The sequence below is a fragment of the Flavobacterium sp. 140616W15 genome (genome assembly GCF_003668995.1).
Classification (GTDB): domain Bacteria; phylum Bacteroidota; class Bacteroidia; order Flavobacteriales; family Flavobacteriaceae; genus Flavobacterium.
Window position 1 is genome coordinate 1471323 of the sequence record NZ_CP033068.1, and the last position, 19996, is coordinate 1491318.

Here is a 19996-nt window from a genome sequence, read left to right on the forward strand (position 1 = left end):
TTAAACTTTGATAATGAGTAAACGCGATTTAAAAAAATATTTAAACGATCTTACTAAAGAACAATTAGAAGAGCAGTTAATCGAATTGTACGAGAAATTTGCTCCTGTAAAAGTCTATTATGATTTTGTGTTCAATCCAAAAGAAGAGACATTGCTGCAGGAATGTAAGTTGAAAATTTCAAACGAATATTTTCCAATTAAAGCAAAAGCATCAAGACGGCGTTTAAAACCAAAAATGCGACGTTCAGTAGCTCAAAAATACATCAAACATTTTATACTTTTAGGAGTAGATCCGTTTGTAATCGCTGATGTTATGCTTTACAATATCGAAATAGCACAAACATATTCATCTGAAAATCCTGTAAAGCAAGAACTTTTTTACAAAAGCATGTGCAATTCATTCGATCAGGCAGTGAATTTTATAGTTTCAAACGGAATTTTAGCCGAATTTAAATCCAGAATAAATCAGATTTATGAGGAAACAGCTACTCAAAAATGGAAAAATGAGCCTGATTTTGAAGTAATTTTGGATAAAATCACATTTTAGAACCCATTCCATAATTAAATAATCGTGAACTTTTCTTTTTATTTTAAGATAAAAAAGGCGCAATAACTGTTTTTTAGGTGTATTTTTGCAAAAACCAATAAAAAACAATGTCTCAAAACACTTTAGAAATAGAAAGAGAAGAAAAAAAAGAACTTTATGCATACCAACAAAATGATATTGATGCCATTTTTGACCGCTTAGATAACGGATCGGCGCAACATCATTTGTTGTATCAATTGCCTACGGGAGGAGGGAAAACAGTGATTTTTTCTGAAATCGTACGCCGTTATTTGTCGCAACACGAGAAAAAAGTAGTAGTTTTAACACACAGAATTGAACTTTGTAAGCAAACTTCAAAAATGTTGAAAGGTTTTGGTGTTAAAAACAAGATTATCAATAGTAAGGTAAAAGAACTATTAGACCAAAATGAATATTCATGCTTTGTAGCGATGGTCGAGACATTAAAAAACCGTATTAATGACGAAAAATTACATTTAGATAATATTGGTTTAGTAATTATCGATGAGGCACATTACAATTCATTCCGAAAATTATTAAGCTCGTTCAAAAATGCATTTATATTAGGAGTAACAGCAACGCCGTTAAGTTCAAATATCAAATTGCCAATGCACGAAAGTTATGATGAACTAATTGTAGGAGACACAATAGGTTCGTTAATCGATCAAGGATTTTTGGCACGTGCAACAACTTATAGTTATGATGTAGGATTAACATCACTTAAAGTAGGTATCAATGGAGATTATACCGTAAAATCTTCAGATGATTTATATACAAACACAATCATGCAAGAGAAATTATTGCATGCTTATACAGAAAAATCGTTAGGAAAGAAAACCTTGATTTTTAATAATGGTATTCATACTTCATTATATGTTTATGAAACCTTTAGAGAAGCAGGTTACGATATTCGTCATCTTGATAATACAAGTAGCAACGAAGAACGAAAAGATATATTACAATGGTTTAAGAAAACTCCAGATGCAATTTTAACATCAGTAGGAATCTTAACTACAGGATTTGATGAACCGACAGTAGAAACCATTATATTAAATAGAGCAACCAAATCATTGACTTTGTATTACCAAATGATAGGACGTGGTTCTCGAAAATTACCTAATAAAGATGAGTTTACAGTTATCGATTTAGGAAATAATGCAGCACGTTTCGGATTATGGAGTGAGCCAGTAAATTGGCAACATATTTTTAAATCACCAGAATTTTATTTGGAGAATTTAAGAGATGATACCGAAATCGAATTGTATTTTAAATACAGCATGCCACCAGAATTGCGTGCAAAATTTAGTAAGACAGCCGATGTAAGTTTTGATGTCGATGAAGAACATAAAATTGCAATAGCACAAAATTTACGCTCAAAGGTCGTTTTAGATAAGTCATTAGAACAACACGCTGCAATGTGTGTAGATAATACTGAAACGTTACAAGAGGCAAAAGCACTAGGAAAAGAACTAGACGACGATATCGATTGTCGTATCAAACGATATTCAAAATGTTTGAGTCAATGTAGCAAGAATTACCGCGAATGGCTTATAGACGATTATAAATTGAAGTTGGTGTTATTAACTGGTAAAAAATACCGTGAAAAAATAATGAACGAACCAGATTGATATTCTTTTGAGTCTTAAAGCCGAAAGTCTTAAAGTCAAAAGCATCACTCACTTTGAATAAAAGTTATAGTAGTTTGTCACTCTGAGCGGAGTCGAAGAGTTTTTAGGAGCTATCCCGATAGCTATCGGGACCTGCTGTACGCTTTATCTTTTATTTTTTGAAAAGAAAAAATAAAAGGATATCGCTTCCATCAGGGCTAGGGTTTTCGTATTTATAGTAAAACAAAAAAAATGAAATCATTAAGAGATTAAGGTATGTTTAAATAAAACTTAATCTCTTAATGGTAAAAAAATAAAAATTAGTACAATTAGTGGTTTAGAAACAAACCATTAAGTAATTAAGAAAAATTAAGCCTTTTTTAAAATTGCATAATTCTATGCAAAACTAATTAAGCGAGTGGAGATCCTTCCTTTGTCAGGAAGACAAGATTAAGAAAAATCATTTTAATCAGTGGCAAGAAACAAAAAAATAAACTAGTAAGAGATTAAGCTTAATCTTCCTTAATTTCTTAATGGTAAAATAAAGAATAGTTAGAAATTTTTAAATCTTTAAATTTTTCAATTTTAAATAAATTAAGACAATGTCAAAACAATTTTCAGATTTAGGAATTTCAGCACCGATACTAAAAGCGCTAACCGAATTAAATATTAGTACTCCAACCGAAATTCAGCAGAAAGCTATTCCGCTAATTTTAGCTAATAACAGTGATGTAGTAGGTTTAGCCAAAACAGGAACAGGAAAAACAGCAGCCTTTGGATTACCATTGTTGCAGCTAATAAATCCTGAAATCCCTACAGTTCAAGCAGTGATTTTAGTTCCAACAAGAGAATTAGGACATCAGATATTTAAAAATTTAGAAGATTTTTCAAAATACCTGCCACAAGTTTCTATAGCAGCAACTTGCGGAGGAATTCCAATAAAACCACAAATAGAGCGTCTTACACAACCTACACATATAGTAGTTGCTACACCGGGGCGTTTAATCGATTTAATTCAGCGTAAAGCAATCAATCTAAAAGAGACACAATATCTTATATTGGATGAAGCTGACGAAATGGTTTCAATCTTAAAAGAAAGTCTAGATGAAATCGTAGCCGAATTACCAAAAAAACATACAACACTTCTGTTTTCAGCAACATTGCCAGGAACGATCAAGCAATTGATTCAGAATTACTTATCTAAAAATGTAATTCAGGTAAGTGCCGACATGGAAACTGTAGGAAATCAAGGAATTGACCATGAATATATAGTCGTTGATCCGATTGAGAAACTAGATGTTTTAATGCATTTTTTGAATTCTAGAGAGGGAGAACGCGGAATTATTTTTTGTAAAACAAAAGCGGCAGTAAACAAACTAGCTAAAAACTTAGCAATAAATCGTTTTTCATCAGGAGCATTGCACGGAAGTTTATCACAAGGAATCCGTGATAGAATCATGGAGCAATTTCGTGAAGGACATATTAATATATTAGTTGCGACAGATTTGGCAGCTAGAGGAATAGATGTTAAAGAAATTTCATATGTAGTAAATTATCATTTGCCAGATGCTTACGAAGCTTATGTACACCGTAGCGGAAGAACAGCTAGAGCAGGAGCAAAAGGATTATCACTTACAGTTCTGCAACCAGAAGAAGTTGTAGAAATTGCTGATTTTGAAAAAGAATTAGGAATTAAATTCACAGAGTTCAAAAAACCATCAGTTGCAAGTTTAGAAGAGAATAATACACTATTGTGGGCAAAACAAATTTTTAAAACAAAACCAAATCACGACGTTTCAACTGATTTAAAGACAAAAGTAAAAACAGTTTTTCATCATTTAACTAAAGATGAATTGATAGAAAAGTTGTTGGCAAATTATATCTTGCAAAACAAACCAGAGGCAGTTGAAAAACCTGTTAAAAAATTCAAAAAGTAAGTATTGATGAGTATGTAACTGTTAATATATGTTGTACTTTTATAAGGTATTTTTTTATAAAACCTATTTAATAGACAGCATATATGAAGATAGTAATCATAGGAGGCGGTTTTGCAGGAATAAATCTAGCCAAAGAGCTTGTAAACCAGCCTCAAATACAAGTAACACTTGTAGATAAAAATAACTATAACTTTTTCCCACCACTTATATATCAGGTTGCGACCGCTTTTTTAGAGCCATCAAGCATTAGTTATCCATTTAGGAAATTTTTTGCAGGCAAGAAAAACTTGCAATTTAGATTGGGAGAACTGCAACAAGTAGTTCCAGCCGAAAACAAAGTAATTCTTAATAACGGAGAATTAGCATACGATTACTTGGTATTTGCAACAGGAGCCGAAACTAGTTATTTTGGAATGGAAAACGTAATGAAAAACGCCATTCCGATGAAAACGCTAAACGATGCCATCGTAATGCGTAATACACTGCTTAAAAACCTTGAGAAGGCTACCATTACCAAAGATATTCGTAAACGTCGTAAACTATTAACGATTGTTGTAGCTGGAGGTGGACCAACAGGAGTAGAAGTTTCGGGAATGTTTGCTGAAATGCGTAAAAATATTTTACTAAAAGAATATCCAGAACTAGATACCACTGCAAGTAATGTGTACCTGGTCGATGGGGGAGATGCGCTATTGGCACCAATGAGCAAAGCTTCGCAGCAAGATACACTTAAGGCACTTACAGATTTAGGAGTAGTGGTAAAACTAAATAATCGCGTTACAGATTATGTAGATGATATAGTACATTTTTCAAACGGAGAAACCATTCATACCAAAAACCTAATTTGGGCAGCGGGAGTTTCAGCGAAAGCCTTTGACGGTATTCCGATGGAAAGTTACGGACGTGGCAAACGTATGGCAACCGATGCGTATAATAAAGTAAATGGAATGCAAAATATCTATGCTATCGGTGATACATCTATCATGGATACAGATCCAGCATTTCCAAACGGACATCCGCAAGTAGCGCAAGTAGCAATTCAGCAGGGAGTAAACTTAGCTAAAAACTTTAAAGCAATTGTTCAAAATAAACCACTAAAGCCATTTATATATCTTGATAAAGGATCTATGGCAATTATTGGTAAAAATAAAGCTGTTGTAGATTTGCCAAAACCCAAGTGGCATTTTAATGGGTTCTTAGCATGGGCAATTTGGTTATTTATTCACCTTGTTTCATTGATAACTTATCGCAATCGCTTAAGTACATTTTATAATTGGATGGTAGCGTATTTTGCAAAAGATCAATCACTACGTATGATTATCAGACCAGATAAAAAACAGGCAATAAATTAAATTGCAGTTTTAATAAAGATTACGATTAAGTAATTTATATAAAAAGGTTTTTCTTAGAGTAATCTAAAGAAAAACCTTTTTTGTTTTTTAGAGTCTGTATTCAGTCTCTATTTTGTCATTTTAGAACAAGAAACCTCGTTTTCAGTATTTTGCTCTTAGTTTTAGGCATAGTTTGAAGTCTCAGTCCAAATATTATTTTTTATGCCTTTGCATCTCAGAATCTTTGTTGCTAAATATAGCTTCGACTCCGCTCAGCTTGACAATTTTTAGTAAGTCTTGCGTTTTGTATTTCGTATCTTGCATCTTACTTTCTCAATATTACCTTTTTAGAACCTTTGCAACTTAGCAACTTAGAACCTTAGTAACTTAGAACCTTAAAAACTAATGAATCATTCCTGCTTCGTCATTGTTAGAAATAGCAACTTTTTCTTTTATAAATCGTTTACCAATATTTAAAATAATAAAAGCAGTAATTGTAGTTGTTGTCATAATAGCAACCATCGGAATAATTGAGTTCTTTACAAAAATACCAACAGCAAAAGAGGCTATTGCGCCCAAACCAAGCTGAATTGCACCCATTAACGCCGATGCACTACCAGCATTTTTGGCAAACGGAGCCATTGTAAGGCCAGCAGTATTAGGATTTGAAATTCCCAAACAAGCCAAATAAATAAACAACATACCAATTGTTTGGTATAAACCAAGAAGGTTATTTATTGCCAAAATCAAAAAGACAATACTAATTACAGATTGAGTAATCAAAGCACCAAAAATCATTTGTTCGCTAGAAAACTTTCTTAATAAAAAAGAATTCAGTTGACTGGCACCAATAAAACTCAAAGACATAAAGGCAAAAATCCAGCCATATATTTTAGCATCAACTTCAAAAATATCCATAAAAACGATAGGAGAGGAGGCAACATAAGTAAATAAACCAGAAAAAGATACAGCACCAGTAAAGGCATAAGTAAAGAACTGAGGCTCTTTTACAACCTTAAGGAAGTTTGTAATGATAGGTTTGGGTTTTAACGAAATAGAGGTATCAGGTTTATGTGTGTTAGGCAAGCCAATTTGAGCAGCCATTAAAATCACAATTCCCATACACATTAGGATAAAGAAAACAGTATGCCATCCGTAATCAGAAGTTACGTAACCACCAATAGTTGGAGCAAGCATAGGCGAAAGACCTACAACAAGCATAAGCATAGAGAATACTTTAGGGATATCTTTTACAGGAAAAAGATCGCGAACCATAGCAACAGAAGCAACAGTTGCCGCACAGCTACCAACGGCTTGTAAAAAACGCAAACCAATAAAAGTATCAATATCAGTAACAAAAATACATCCCAAAGAAGCCAAAATGTAAACCATTAACCCAACAAACAAGGGTTTTTTTCTTCCAAATCGATCCAATAAAGGCCCATAAAGCAATTGTCCAGCCGAAATACCTATAAAATAACTAGATAAACTCATCGATACTTTTGCAACAGTAGTATTTAAATCTCGGGCAATTCCAGAGAAACCAGGTAGGTACATATCGATAGAAAACGGACCAAGAGCAGTTAGAGAACCTAAAATAAGGATTAATTTGATGTATTTTTTTGTAGTCATTTATTTAAAAAATAATATTTTTATTTCAATGCAAAGATAAATATTTCGTACCTTGTTAATTCATTAAAGAAATTTTTAGTGAAAAATCTAATTTTTTAACAAGTTAGCTTTGTAAAGGGCTATAATTATTAATTTAAAATTATTCAATTATGAAAAGATGTGCCTTATTATTACTTTTAGTTACTACAGTTTCTTTTTCTCAAACAGTTACTTCCAAAATTGAGCCGGTAAGTGTTGAGCAGTATGAATTTATTAAAAAAGTTAATGAATTTTATCCTGATATTCCACTTACTAAGCAAATTACTAATTTTTACAGCGATGATAAGATCATTGACTCAAAGCAAGAATTTGATTTAAGAGGAACACAATTCTCTGCATATAGCTTAGCAATTGGACCTTATAATAAAACAATGAAGTATGATTATACTACAAAAGCTGATGGAAGAACTCACGGAGATATTTCTGTTTTTAAAGGAGATGTCATAAAAACGGTATACTATGAAGATAAAAACCAGTTTGGAGTTTTTGTAAATGGTAAATCAGTTTACTTAAAGAAATATTAATGCTATCGTAAGTATAAATAAAAAACCATCTTAGAAATAAGATGGTTTTTTTGTTTTGTAGAGTTTATAATTATTAAATATAGTGCCAATAATTTTAATTTCACTTTGTCTATTGCTATAAAAGAATAAATAATTATACCTTACAAAAAAAACAGTATATTAAGAGCGTATATTTATAATAAAAAAAAATGAAACCAATTAAAATAGGAGACTGGCTAGTTACAGAAAAAGGGATTGAATTTACAAAATCCAATATATTTTTATATGAACAAAACAGATTAATCGAAACAGAAGAACAACAAAGAGAGTTCACTAATTCATTGCTTAATTTTGTAAAAGAAACTAATTTATCACCAGACGAATTTACTGATTTGGGAAGAGCCTTGATATATGCTGAAGCTTGTAAATTAAAAATAGATAGAGATCATATTTTAAATACCATAAAGTCCCTCAGAAGCTAAATAATAGATAAGCCTCTGTAAATTAATACAAAGGCTTATCTATTATATAATCATTACAATAGTGTCGAGATTTGATATTTATACACAATTATGAATTCTTAAGATTTTATTTCCCTTGAATCAATTTTTCCAACCTTGTCATCATTTCATCTTTTTCTTTTAGCATACGCTCATAAAGAGCAATCTTTTCGTCGTGAAGTTGAATTATTTTTTCGATTGGGTTGATATTATAAGTTCCGCCCGAATTACCAATGAACGCTTCATCATTAAAAGTATTTGCAATAACATTTACAGCTTGTTCTTCATCAAAATTCTCGATAGCTTCCGCAGGTACTTTTAAGATATGTGCTACTTGCGCAAGTATATCTGACTCTATGATTTCTTTTTGTTCGAGTAATGATATTTTCTTTTGGTTCCAGTCATCGCCAAGTTCAAATGCGAGTGCTTCTTGTTTGATACCGAGCATTTCTCGGAAACGTTTTATATTTCGACCTTGATGTATTTTTTTATTTGGCATATCAGTATGTGTCATAATATCAAATATAATCTTTTTCTTTAAAAGAATTAATATACAAAGGTAAATGTTGTTTTCTAAAATTATGCTTTTTTAGTATAAATATTCTGTGATGGATTGAATATGCTGTATTATTTAAAATAAGTGATATGAAAAGTTGTTGATATTCATAAAAAAACGCAACTCATAATTACAGTAGCCGAAGACCAGAGATTCGAGCTAAAAGGTTAATATATTATGTCAAATAGAAATATGGTAAAATGACATTACGATTGAAAAAAGAAGAAATAAAAAGAAAAAACTTAATTTAAACGGCTGATTTCTTTGCGGTTTTGCGTCTTAGCGAGACTAATTATATGTAGAGAGTTTATTCAGAAATCATCTCACTAAGACAGTATTCATTAAAATATTGATAGCAATTCATATATAAATCAGATAAGTCGTTTCAAGAGATTTAAGTTTTTATTAAATGAACTTACAAGTTTAATTTTTATGTATATCAAGTATTTGCTAATTATAATTTATTTAAATTTTATCAATCAATTTTGATAAACGCCGGTCAATTATTATTTGAGATGTTTTAATTCATCTGTTTAGTTTCTTTTACAAAGATTCCAATTGTACGAGGTTTAATTATATCAAACTTTTTTAAATAAGATTTAGAATATCGCAAATACGGACAACATACAGCTGTATTTTGCACTATAGTATTTTGACCTATAATTTATATTATGTAAAATAGAATGTTTTTAAACCTGAAAATAGTTATATCAAGCCCTATCTTTGTAATTGCATGCTTTTATTGCTTATTTTAGCTTAATATATGGTAAAATAAATAGATTCAAAATTATTTATGCTTTCATCGTAAGGGTTTATTTTATTATTTTTACAAACGATACTTTCTAAAATTTTATCCAACTTATGAATACAATTGCTGAGCATATTGCAGATTTCTTGAAAGAATATCCGCCATTCGATAATTTAACTTTTCAAGAGTTATCTGAGATTGCAACCAATATTCGCGTTATTAATTTAGAAAAACACGCTGTATTGTTTCAAATTAACGATCCCTTACACGATAGTTTTTATGTGGTTGCTTCAGGTGTTATAAATTTATCGGTAATTGCCGATGCTGAAGAAACTTTATTGAATAAATGCCATGATGGCGATATATTTGGTTTACGTCCTTTTTTCGCCAAGAATAACTATATGATGACTGCAAAAGCCAGAGAAGAAAGTATTGTGTATGCAATACCAATCGCTGTGTTTAGGCCTTTTGTTGCAAACAATCCAGATGTTTTAAATTTCTTATTAGAGAGTTTTGCTGCAAACACGCGTCATACTAAAGATAATTCAGATTTTAAGGGAAATCATATTTCAGATAATATATTCTATTCTGATCAACAGTCAGAAATACAGTATATACAGTCTTTAAGTTATAATAACTCTCCACTAAAAGCAGAAGCAAACAATATTGTTAAAGATGTTGCTTTGCGTATGACAGATGCTATGGTGGATAATGTTGTTGTTTGCGAGAATAACAATCCAATCGGAATTGTAACTGATGCCGACTTATCATCTAAAATTGCTACAGGTAGATTCTCCATTGACGAAACGGTAGATAAAATCATGTCCTCGCCTGTTGTAACTGTAATAGAAAATGTTTCTTTGGCAGAAGCGCAATTGTTAATGTTAAAGCATAATGTAAGTCATTTATGTGTTACTAAAGACGGAACTAGTAAATCGGCTGTAAAAGGAGTTATTTCTGAACACGACTTAATTGTTGCGCAAGCTAGTAATCCAGGAGTTTTGATAAAAGAAATTAAACGTTCACAACTGCCTAAAGATTTAAAGCAAATTAGAGATCGTTTATCAGATTTGATTCAGAATTATATACAAAAAAACATCCCGATTTCACATATAAGTAATATTGCAAATGAGATTAATTTGGCGTTAATAAAACGTTCAGTTGAACTTTCAATTTTAGAGATGGGGTCACCTCCTGCTCGATTTGCATGGTTAAGTATTGGAAGTCAAGGAAGAAAAGAACAGCTTTTATTGACCGATCAGGATAGTATTTTGATTTTTGAAGATGTTACTGCAGAAAAATACCGTGATGTAAAAGATTATTTCTTACAGCTTGCTAAAAGAACTACCGCAACATTAGAGAAAATCGGATATGACTATTGTCCAAACGGGCATATGGCAAGTAATATGTTGTGGTGTAAGTCATTGACTGACTGGACAAAACAATACAACAGCTGGATGAATACTCCAGGTGAAAACAGCAATGATTTAAGTAGTATTTTCTTCGATTATGAAATTGTTTTTGGAGAGCCGAAAATTGAAGAAGTGATTGAAAATGTAATATTTAAAAATGCTGTAAACAATGTTTTATTCTTTGATTTCTTAGGAAATGATGCATTGAGAAAAAACTCACCATTAAGTTTCTTTAAGAAATTTAATGTTGAAGAAGAAGGACCGCATAAGTTTAAATTCGATATTAAAACTCGTGCATTAATGCCTTTAATTGATGGAGCACGTTTACTAATATTAAGTTCGAACATAAAAGGAATTAAAAATACCTATTTAAGATTCAAGCAACTAGCAATTACAGATTCTAAGCATGCTGATGTTTATCTTAGTTGTGCCGAAGCTTTCTTAACCTTATCAAAGTTTAGAACTATCGAGGGATTAAAGAATGATGATTCAGGACAATATATCAACTTAAGCGAACTATCAAAAAGCGATAAAGACAAACTAAAAAATGCATTAGCTCCAATGAAAGAGCTAGAAGAGCTTATAAAAAATAAATTTCAACTGACCCAATTTTCGTAATATGCTAGAATGGCTGAAAAATATCAACAAAGAATACCCTGATTTTTGGAAAGAATACCTTGCTAAATTTGAGACTAAATCAGAGCGTTTTGTTGTGTTATCTACCGAAACATCTGGGTTGAACCCAACGAAAGATGTAATTTTATCTATTGGTTCATTTGCTGTTGTAAATAACAGTATTATTATTCAAGATAGCTTTGAAGCTGTCTTGTTACAATATAAATTCTTCCATGATAATGGACTTACAAATGAGTTTATTATTGAGAGCAAAATGGAAAAATTGCCAGAACCTGAAGCGCTTAAGGCATTAATAGAATACATTGGTAATGGCGTTTTAGTTGGGCATCATATAAATTTTGATGTAGAAATGATTAATGCTGCTCTAGAAAAACTGGATTGTGGAAGATTAAAAAATGAAGCGTTAGACGTGGATGTAATGTATCGTAAACTGCATGATATTAATGACAGACAGTTTTCTTTAGATGAATTGTGTGATATTTATAAGATACCAAAAAGCGAAAGAAACTCATCTTCAGAAGATGCCTATAGAATTGCATTATTGTTCTTGAAACTCAAATCGAGATTAGGGATAAAATAATATTTGCAAAAAAATAAAGAGAAACACGAATTCCACGAATTTTCACGAAACTTATTAGTGTAAATTAGTTGAATTTGTGTTTAATATACATTTTGTTTTAGAAATTCAAATCAAGATTAGAGATAAGGTAATATTCATAAAAAGCTAAAAGAGATACGAATTCCACGGATTTTTACAAAACCGATTAGTGTGAATTCGTGTTAGTGTTTAAATACATCTTGTTTTTATTATATAACTCTTACGTACTCAATAAAACGCCCATGATGGCTGATAGAGACAGCTATTGTAGTTTTTGTATTAGAATCAATTATATAAGGGATGCCATGATTTTTATGAATGACAGTTTCAATATCTAAAACAGAAATTCTATTTAAATTTTCTTTTTGAGTGACAGCAACAGTATTTATATAATCTTTTGTAATTATAGATTGCGTATAGTATAAACGGTTGTTTATTGATACAGTACCAGAACTAGGACTTTCATAAAAACAAACTAACTTAGTTGGAAAATAGCCACTTATTTTAGTTTCGCGATTGTATATTTTATAAGCAGCTTCTTTTCGGCTCCATAAATTCCAAACCATAATTTCAGGTACTTTAGAGTTTAGAATAAGTAATTGTTCTTCATAAGTGAAAATCTTATCCAAAAATCCTTTGCGTTTCCAATTACTTTCTCTTTGTGCAGTTTCTAAATCTACAATATCATTTCCGATCATTTTCGTTTAGTTTTGATTGGATTATACTTAAAGCAGCTTTTGCATTAACCAATTTTTCCATCGATTCGTTATCGATTATAATGTCAAAAAATTCTTCGACATCTAGGACAATATCGACTAAATTGGCAGAATTAATATTTAAATCAGTTATAAAATTTGTGTCTTCTGTAAAATTTTCAAAAGCAGTATCATTCTTTACATAAGGTTTTATAATTGTCTTTAATTCGGTTAATAGTTGTTGGTTATTCATATTGATGCTAGTATTAGGTTAATGTTAGTTATATTTTTTTAAAATTACGCAACCATTAACGTCTCCAAAACCAAAGCTAGCTTTGGCAATAATATTTAAATTAGCGTTAATTAATTGAGTTGGGATTTTAGATTTGTCGATAATAGATGTGATTTCGGGATTTATATCTTCACAATTTGTATTTGGTGAAATAAATCCTTGATATAACTGTAAAACTGAAGCTACTAGTTCAATGCTTCCAGCAGCAGACAAACAATGGCCTACAGTTGATTTTAATGCGTTTACGTATGGGAAGTTGTTTCCTTTGCGATTTAACGCAATGCTCCAATTATCGATTTCCAACGCGTCTTTAGACGTTGCTGTTAGGTGTCCGTTAATTAAATCAATTTCTGAAGGAGAAATACCTGCATTTTTTACTGCATTGCGAATACATTTTTGTACAGCAGTTGCATTTGGAGCTGTCATGCTTCCACTTCCACGTTGCCCACCAGAATTGACGTTCCCACCTAGTACTTCAGCATAAATTCGGGCTCCCCTATCTAAGGCAGTTTCTAGATCTTCGAGTATCAAAGCTCCTGCGCCACTACCCGGAACAAATCCAGAAGCACTAGCGCTCATTGGTCTTGAGCCACTTTCTGGAGCGTCATTGTGTTTGAATGTGCAAACTTTCATAGCATCAAAACCTCCCCAAATGTAAGGGCCTGAATCACTAGTACTTCCTGCTAAAATACGTTTGGCTTGACCTAATTTTATTCGTTCATATGCCATTAAAACACTTTCTGTACCAGTTGTACAAGCTGATGAGTTGGTGGTAACTTGATTTCCAAGACCAAGTTTACCGCCTAAATAAGCACTCACGCCACTAAGCATAGTTTGTGCCACAACAGTACTTCCTAATCGTCTAGTTTGTAAATCATCAATTTTATAGATGCTTTCTCTAAATTTTTCTATTCCCGATGTTCCTGCGCCAAAAATTGTTCCGCTATCCCAATCAGGTTCTTCGTTTTTTAGAATTGTTAATCCTGCATCTTTCCAAGCATCTAAGCCAGCTATTACGCCATAAAGAATACCCGAGGCATTAAAATTACGTAATTCAAGTTCTGTGAAATAGTTACCAATTAGTTCAGTTGATAATTCTGGCTTTCCTGAGATCTGACAAGAAAATTGCAAGCGCTCTAATTCGGCATCGTGTTTAATACCCGACAGGCCTTTTTTTATTGCATTTGTAAATGCATCAAGTCCTACTCCATTTGGGGCAACAACTCCAAGACCTGTAATGACAACTCTTTTTTGCATCTTACTTATTTTAAAGATTATAATTTAAACAATTATACCAGCAATCGTTCCAGAACAAACCTCAATTCCGAGTTGGTTTTTCATGCTAACTTTACATTTTAATTTTCCAAATCTAAAATATATTTTTTCTGAAATTACGGTTACATTTTCATTCGGATAAACAGGTTTTAAAAAATCTATTTCAATTGATGTTAAGGCAATTGAAGTTGCTATATTGAATTCTTTATTTAATATATATATGCCTAAACATACTAATCCAATCTGTGCCATGACTTCGGTCAGTATTATGCCAGGTGTAACTGGATTTGATATGAAATGTCCTTTGTAAAAGTCTAAATCTTTGTCAAAATAATACGTTCCTTCTACTCCATTTTCGGATATAGATATAATTTCATCTACAAACAAAAAAGGCTTGCTGTATGGTAATTTAGATATAATATCCTGACTTGTCATTTTTAGAATTTATGATAAATATTTAAAACCATTTACTTTAAAATTGTAATAAGACACGCTGAGCTGAGAACCCTGGCCCAAAACTTAACATTAAGCCCTTTTCTCCTTTTTTGGGTTTTTTATCGATAATTTGTTCCAAAACATATAAAACAGTTGCACTCGACATATTTCCGTATAAACGGAGTACTTCTTTTGTGTCGTCAATATTCTTTCCTAAATCGGTGAATAACTCTTCTACAGTCTGTATAATTTTTTTTCCTCCCGGATGAAAAATTAAATGATCAATATGTTCTATTTTTAAATTGTTTTTTGCTAAAAACGGATGAATAATATCAGGAAAATGTGATGCAATTGTTTCAGGAACTTCAATATCCAGTACCATTTGCAAACCAGTGTTTACAAGCTTAAATCCCATCATATGGATGTTGTCGTAAAAATGATACATTTCTTCACCAAGAATCTCAGGGCCATTATCTGCTTCATGTGAAGATAATAATACGCAAGCAGCACCATCTCCAAAAATTGCCGCCGACACAACATTAGCCATTGAAAAGTCATTTAACTGAAATGTTGCTGTTGGACTTTCGACTGCAACTACGGCAGCACGTTTTCCGGGATTGGCTTTTAAAAAGTTTTTGGCATAAATAATTCCAGAAATTCCAGCGGCACAGCCCATTTCGGTTACAGGAAGCCGTACGATATCCTGACGCAGTTTGAGTTTGTTTATAAGATAGGCATCCAAAGAAGGAATCATGATACCAGTACAGCTTACTGTAATAATATAGTCAAGACTTTCTGGTTCCCAGTTTGATTTACTTAATGCTTTTTTTAAGACCTTTTCTCCTAAATCAATGACCTCTCGGACATAAATATCGTTTCGGTCTTCAAAAGAGGTGTGAGAGAAAACTTCGATAGGATCCATTATGGAATATCGTTTATCGACAGCGGCACCTTCAAAAATTTTTTTTACTTTTCTGATAAAGCGTTCATCTTGACCAAATAGCCATGAATCTAAAAATGGAATAATTTCTTCGGTCGTTCTTGAATATTTAGGTAATTGCTTGGCAACGTTGGCTATTTTTACATTCATATTTTTGAAATTATCCATTGATATCGGAAAGCCCATTTCCATTGAATGGTGTATTTTTTTAAGTTTAATTGTTTTGAAAAATCAAGCAACTCATTTCTTGTGAATCCTCTCAAGATAGATGTAAGTCCATCTTTTTTTGACATTCCGTTTAACCGGGTAACAAAGCACATTGCTTGAAATAAGCGATAGGAAATGATACTCCTGTGTAAATCATTTATTACGACACCACGTCTTGCATTTGTATTAAAAATGGTTGCAAGATTAATTATTTCATTGTTTCTAAAATGATGTAAAGTCAATGTACATAATGCAATGTCGTATTCTAATTTACTAAAAGCTTCATTGAATATGTCTTCGCATCGATAATTTATATTGGGGTAATGTATAGATAATTTTCGGGCGTAATTTATTGTAAATGCATTAGCATCGATACCTATTAGTTTAAAATCCCAATCGTATTTTAATGCATAATCAGCTAGCATTCTTAGCATGTCTCCATTTCCACAGCCTACATCGATAATCGTTATTGTTTGCTCTTTGGTAATACCATCCAATAATTTTTCGACTCCTTGTAAAGTTAATTGGTTTCCTCCAAGAAGCTGATTTATTTTAGCAATTTTATCCAATGCATTTTGTAAAACTTCCCCTTTTAAATTGAAATCATCCATAATCTCAGGATCATCCGTTCTATATTTGGTTTTTATAGCCATTCTTAATTTAGAATTATAGATTTACCATGTGTTCTTTTTATAATTTGAGGCAGTAAAAATGGAAATTGAATTAGCAGCCACATTATAACGGCTGATTTTTTTTTATTTTGTAAAAGTGAGGCAAGAAAGCGACCTGTTTTTAATCTTTTCTTGAAATTATAGTCCCATGACTGGATGTATTTTTTTTCAAGCTCTTTTCTTGAAATGGTTTTTTTAGTATAGAAATCTACAATTAATTCAGAAGCAATTTTGGCACTATGAATCGCCATTGCCATGCCATTTCCGCATAAAGGCTGAATTAAGCCAGCGCTGTCTCCAACCATTATGATATGATTTTCGATTGCTGCTTTTTCTTCAAATGAAATTTGACTTATAGTTAATGGTTTGTCAAATAATGGTGTGCTATTACTAAAAAACTCTTTTAGATGTGGGTTTTTATAAATGATATTGGCTTGAAAATCATCAATGTTTTTGTGTTTTTTAAAAGAATCAAAATTAACCAAATAGCAAATGTTTATTATGTTGTTCTCCACTTTTGAAACGCCGCAATAACCTCCTTCAAAATTATATAAGCCAACAAGGTTATTTGGGAATTTACCTTTGTAATGTGATTTAACAGCGAGCCAAGGCGCTTTTTTTAAAATGAATTTCCGTTGTAATTTTTGATCAAAATTAGAGCGTTTACCAAATGCACCTATAGCAATACGAGTTGTGATTTTTTTTAATTCTGAGGTTGTAATCGTGAATAAATCATCTTCAAAATTTATATCTTCAACAGTATCATGAATTATCTCACATCCATTTTCGATTGCTTTTTTATATAAATGATAATCTAATGTGTAACGGCTGAGTCCGAACCCTCCTAGAGGTAAATTACAATGAATTGTTTTTTTGTTTGGTATAGAAAATTCTAATTGTGTAATTGTTGCAGGATTTAAGTCCTGAATTTTTAAGTCAAGCCAATCCAAATAAGGTTTAATTTCATTAGAAACATATTCTCCACAAACTTTATGTTTAGGGAATTCGTTTTTTTCAATCAAAATCACTTGTTGCCCCATTTTAGATAAATGAATGCCACAAGTTAGCCCTGCTAGTCCCCCACCAATAATTACTACATCAGGATTTTTTTTCATATGTAGATATTATTTGTTTTTAACAGAAATGATGTCTTTAATTTAGTTTTTAAACTTAATAATATTAGACTATTGCTAATTTAAGTAATTTCTTAATAGAAAAATCATTTTCAAATAAAAAAAGCTGCCTCAGAAATATTGAGGCAGCTTTAGTATTTATTTTGGAAATATGTTAGATTTTTTCTTTCATGATCTCTTCTACAATTTCTGGATTCAATAATGTTGAAATATCACCAAAGTTTGAATAATCTCCTTCTGCTATTTTACGTAGAATTCTACGCATGATTTTTCCAGAGCGTGTTTTTGGTAAACCAGATACAAACTGAATCTTATCTAACTTAGCAATTGGGCCAATGTGATCTGAAATGTATTGGTTGATTTCTTTGCTTAAGTTTGCTCTGTCTCTGTATTCTCCAGTTTCTTTTAAGATTACGAAACCATATAATGCATTTCCTTTTATATCATGTGGGAATCCGACAATTGCAGATTCTGCTACAGCTGGGTGCTCGTTGATTGCATCTTCAATTGGAGCTGTTCCTAGATTATGGCCTGAAACAATAACAACATCATCTACTCTACCAGTGATTCTGTAGTAACCTACTTCATCTCTTAATGCTCCATCACCTGTGAAATATTTTCCTGGAAATGCTGAGAAATAAGTGTCTTTATAACGTTGGTGATCGCCCCAGATAGTTCTGGCGATTCCTGGCCATGGGAATTTAATACATAAACTTCCAACAACCTGGTTTCCTTCTATTTCATTTCTCTTTTCATCCATTAAAACGGGTTGGATTCCTGGAAGAGGTAACGTTGCATATGTTGGTTTTGTAGGTGTAACAAATGCAATTGGTGAAATCATAATTCCTCCAGTTTCTGTTTGCCACCAAGTATCTACAACAGGGCATCTTTTATCTCCTACGTGATCATTGTACCAGTGCCATGCTTCTTCGTTTATAGGTTCTCCTACTGATCCGATTACTTTAAGCGATTTTAAAGGATACTTTTGGATATAATCTAAGCTTTCTTTTGCTAACGAACGTATTGCTGTTGGTGCTGTATAAAACTGAGTTACTTTGTGTTTTTCGATAATTTCCCAAAAACGACTAAAATCTGGATACGATGGAACTCCTTCAAAAATTACAGTAGTTCCTCCATTTAGTAACGGTCCGTATAATATGTATGAGTGACCAGTTATCCAACCAATATCTGCAGTACACCAGAAAATATCATTTTCTTCATGACTAAACACGTTTTTAAATGTATAAGCTGTGTAAACCATATAACCTGCAGTGGTGTGAACCATTCCTTTAGGTTTTCCTGTAGAACCCGATGTGTATAAGATGAATAAAGGATCTTCAGCATCCATAATTTCTGCAACATTATAATCTAATGCAGCGTCTAGAAGCGGTTGTAACCATTGGTCACGTCCTTCTTTCATTTTTACATCAGTTTGTGTTCTTTTGACAACCAAAACGTTGGTAACGCATGGGCATGTTTCTAATGCTTCATCAACAATTGCTTTTAAATCAATCGTTTTATTACCTCTGTATCCTCCATCAGAAGTGATAACCATTTTGCATTCGCTATCATTTATTCTTGCTGTTACAGCTGAAGCTGAAAATCCTGCAAATACTACTGAATGTATTGCTCCAATTCGTGCACATGCCAAAATTGAAACTGCCAATTCGGGAATCATTGGTAAATAAATGCAAACTCTGTCTCCCTTTTTTATTCCTTGTTCACGTAAAACATTAGCCATTTTTGACACTCTCTCGTACAGCTCATTATAAGATATGTGTAATGAACTTTCTGAAGGGTCGTTTGGTTCGAATATTATTGCTGTTTTTTCTCCTCTTTTACTTAAATGTCTGTCAATACAGTTTTTGGTAATGTTTACTTTTGCTTCAGAAAACCATTTTACCTCTGCATCTGCCATATTAAAATCGACAACTTTTTCCCATTGTTGGTACCATGTGAAATTTTCTTCTGCTATTTTTCCCCAAAATTTTCTTGGCTCACGAACAGATTTATTGTAGTGTTTAAAATATTGTTCTAAATTTTCAATTTTGTAATAACTCATTGTTTCTCAATTTTTTTATAAAAGTATTAAATCTCTTTCTATTCTTAAAACTATTTAATTTATTAATAATGACAAAAAAATGTAATATACATTTAAAATATGGCAATTAATTTGCAATTGTTTAAAATTTAGTGATTACTAGATAAATTTGCTTAACATGAAAAAAGGCATGATATCATTTATCATGCCTTTAGTATTAACAAGATTAACAACAATTAATTT

18 protein-coding genes are annotated in these 19996 nt (G+C 31.8%); 8 read left to right on the plus strand and 10 right to left on the minus strand.

Going from position 1 to position 19996, the window contains the following annotated elements; genetic code table 11:
* Positions 1–13: 13 nt before the first annotated feature.
* The 4 genes from EAG11_RS06280 (at position 14) to EAG11_RS06295 (ending at position 5461) form a co-directional block, all read left to right on the plus strand.
* Positions 14–547, plus strand: a complete 534-nt coding sequence (locus EAG11_RS06280; RefSeq protein ID WP_129538416.1) for a DUF6155 family protein — start codon at positions 14–16, stop codon at positions 545–547.
* A 107-nt stretch (positions 548–654) separates the two neighbouring features.
* Positions 655–2193, plus strand: a complete 1539-nt coding sequence (locus EAG11_RS06285; RefSeq protein ID WP_129538417.1) for a DEAD/DEAH box helicase — start codon at positions 655–657, stop codon at positions 2191–2193.
* A gap of 581 nt (positions 2194–2774) precedes the next feature.
* Complete coding sequence (locus tag EAG11_RS06290) at positions 2775–4109, plus strand: DEAD/DEAH box helicase (RefSeq protein WP_129538418.1); 1335 nt, start codon at positions 2775–2777, stop codon at positions 4107–4109.
* Between the two features lie 83 nt (positions 4110–4192).
* Positions 4193–5461, plus strand: coding sequence for an NAD(P)/FAD-dependent oxidoreductase (locus EAG11_RS06295; RefSeq protein WP_129538419.1), 1269 nt, complete (start codon positions 4193–4195; stop codon positions 5459–5461).
* Between the two features lie 381 nt (positions 5462–5842).
* Here the strand turns inward: EAG11_RS06295 and EAG11_RS06300 are convergent, their stop codons facing one another.
* Positions 5843–7072, minus strand: a complete 1230-nt coding sequence (locus EAG11_RS06300; RefSeq protein WP_129538420.1) for a multidrug effflux MFS transporter — start codon at positions 7070–7072, stop codon at positions 5843–5845.
* Between the two features lie 149 nt (positions 7073–7221).
* Between EAG11_RS06300 and EAG11_RS06305 the strand changes: the two genes are divergently transcribed.
* Both EAG11_RS06305 and EAG11_RS06310 read left to right on the plus strand, forming a co-directional pair.
* The gene (locus tag EAG11_RS06305; protein WP_129538421.1) at positions 7222–7635 is read left to right on the plus strand and encodes a hypothetical protein; all 414 of its coding nucleotides are present in this window, start codon (positions 7222–7224) and stop codon (positions 7633–7635) included.
* 188 nt (positions 7636–7823) lie between these two features.
* The gene (locus EAG11_RS06310; protein WP_129538422.1) at positions 7824–8096 is read left to right on the plus strand and encodes a hypothetical protein; all 273 of its coding nucleotides are present in this window, start codon (positions 7824–7826) and stop codon (positions 8094–8096) included.
* Between the two features lie 106 nt (positions 8097–8202).
* Here the strand turns inward: EAG11_RS06310 and EAG11_RS06315 are convergent, their stop codons facing one another.
* Entirely contained in the window at positions 8203–8628 is a 426-nt protein-coding gene (locus EAG11_RS06315) for a helix-turn-helix domain-containing protein (RefSeq protein ID WP_129538423.1), read from the minus strand.
* Positions 8629–9531: 903 nt separating this feature from the next.
* Between EAG11_RS06315 and EAG11_RS06320 the strand changes: the two genes are divergently transcribed.
* Together EAG11_RS06320 and EAG11_RS06325 are read left to right on the plus strand one after the other, a co-directional pair.
* Positions 9532–11448, plus strand: coding sequence for a DUF294 nucleotidyltransferase-like domain-containing protein (locus EAG11_RS06320; protein WP_129538424.1), 1917 nt, complete (start codon positions 9532–9534; stop codon positions 11446–11448).
* A gap of 1 nt (position 11449) precedes the next feature.
* Positions 11450–12046 carry a 3'-5' exonuclease gene (locus EAG11_RS06325; protein WP_129538425.1) on the plus strand — a complete coding sequence of 199 codons (597 nt, stop codon included), beginning with the start codon at positions 11450–11452 and terminating at the stop codon, positions 12044–12046.
* A gap of 227 nt (positions 12047–12273) precedes the next feature.
* Here the strand turns inward: EAG11_RS06325 and EAG11_RS06330 are convergent, their stop codons facing one another.
* From EAG11_RS06330 to acs, 8 genes are all read right to left on the minus strand, one after another.
* Positions 12274–12762, minus strand: coding sequence for a 4'-phosphopantetheinyl transferase superfamily protein (locus EAG11_RS06330; protein ID WP_129538426.1), 489 nt, complete (start codon positions 12760–12762; stop codon positions 12274–12276).
* Complete coding sequence (locus tag EAG11_RS06335) at positions 12749–13012, minus strand: acyl carrier protein (protein WP_129538427.1); 264 nt, start codon at positions 13010–13012, stop codon at positions 12749–12751. The genes EAG11_RS06330 and EAG11_RS06335 overlap by 14 nt, the downstream gene beginning before the upstream one ends.
* Before the next feature lie 24 nt (positions 13013–13036).
* On the minus strand, positions 13037–14308 hold the full coding sequence (locus EAG11_RS06340; protein WP_129538428.1) for a beta-ketoacyl synthase: 1272 nt from the start codon (positions 14306–14308) through the stop codon (positions 13037–13039).
* Between the two features lie 24 nt (positions 14309–14332).
* Complete coding sequence (locus tag EAG11_RS06345; RefSeq protein ID WP_129538429.1) at positions 14333–14761, minus strand: 3-hydroxyacyl-ACP dehydratase FabZ family protein; 429 nt, start codon at positions 14759–14761, stop codon at positions 14333–14335.
* Positions 14762–14798: 37 nt separating this feature from the next.
* On the minus strand, positions 14799–15851 hold the full coding sequence (locus EAG11_RS06350; protein WP_129538430.1) for a type III polyketide synthase: 1053 nt from the start codon (positions 15849–15851) through the stop codon (positions 14799–14801).
* Positions 15848–16561, minus strand: a complete 714-nt coding sequence (locus EAG11_RS06355) for a methyltransferase domain-containing protein (protein WP_129538431.1) — start codon at positions 16559–16561, stop codon at positions 15848–15850. Before EAG11_RS06355 ends, EAG11_RS06350 begins: the two co-directional genes overlap by 4 nt.
* Before the next feature lie 2 nt (positions 16562–16563).
* Positions 16564–17694 (minus strand): NAD(P)/FAD-dependent oxidoreductase, encoded by a 1131-nt coding sequence (locus tag EAG11_RS06360; RefSeq protein WP_129538432.1) that lies wholly within the window; start codon positions 17692–17694, stop codon positions 16564–16566.
* Positions 17695–17866: 172 nt separating this feature from the next.
* The gene (gene acs / locus EAG11_RS06365; protein ID WP_129538433.1) at positions 17867–19774 is read right to left on the minus strand and encodes an acetate--CoA ligase; all 1908 of its coding nucleotides are present in this window, start codon (positions 19772–19774) and stop codon (positions 17867–17869) included.
* Between the last annotated feature and the right edge of the window lie 222 nt (positions 19775–19996).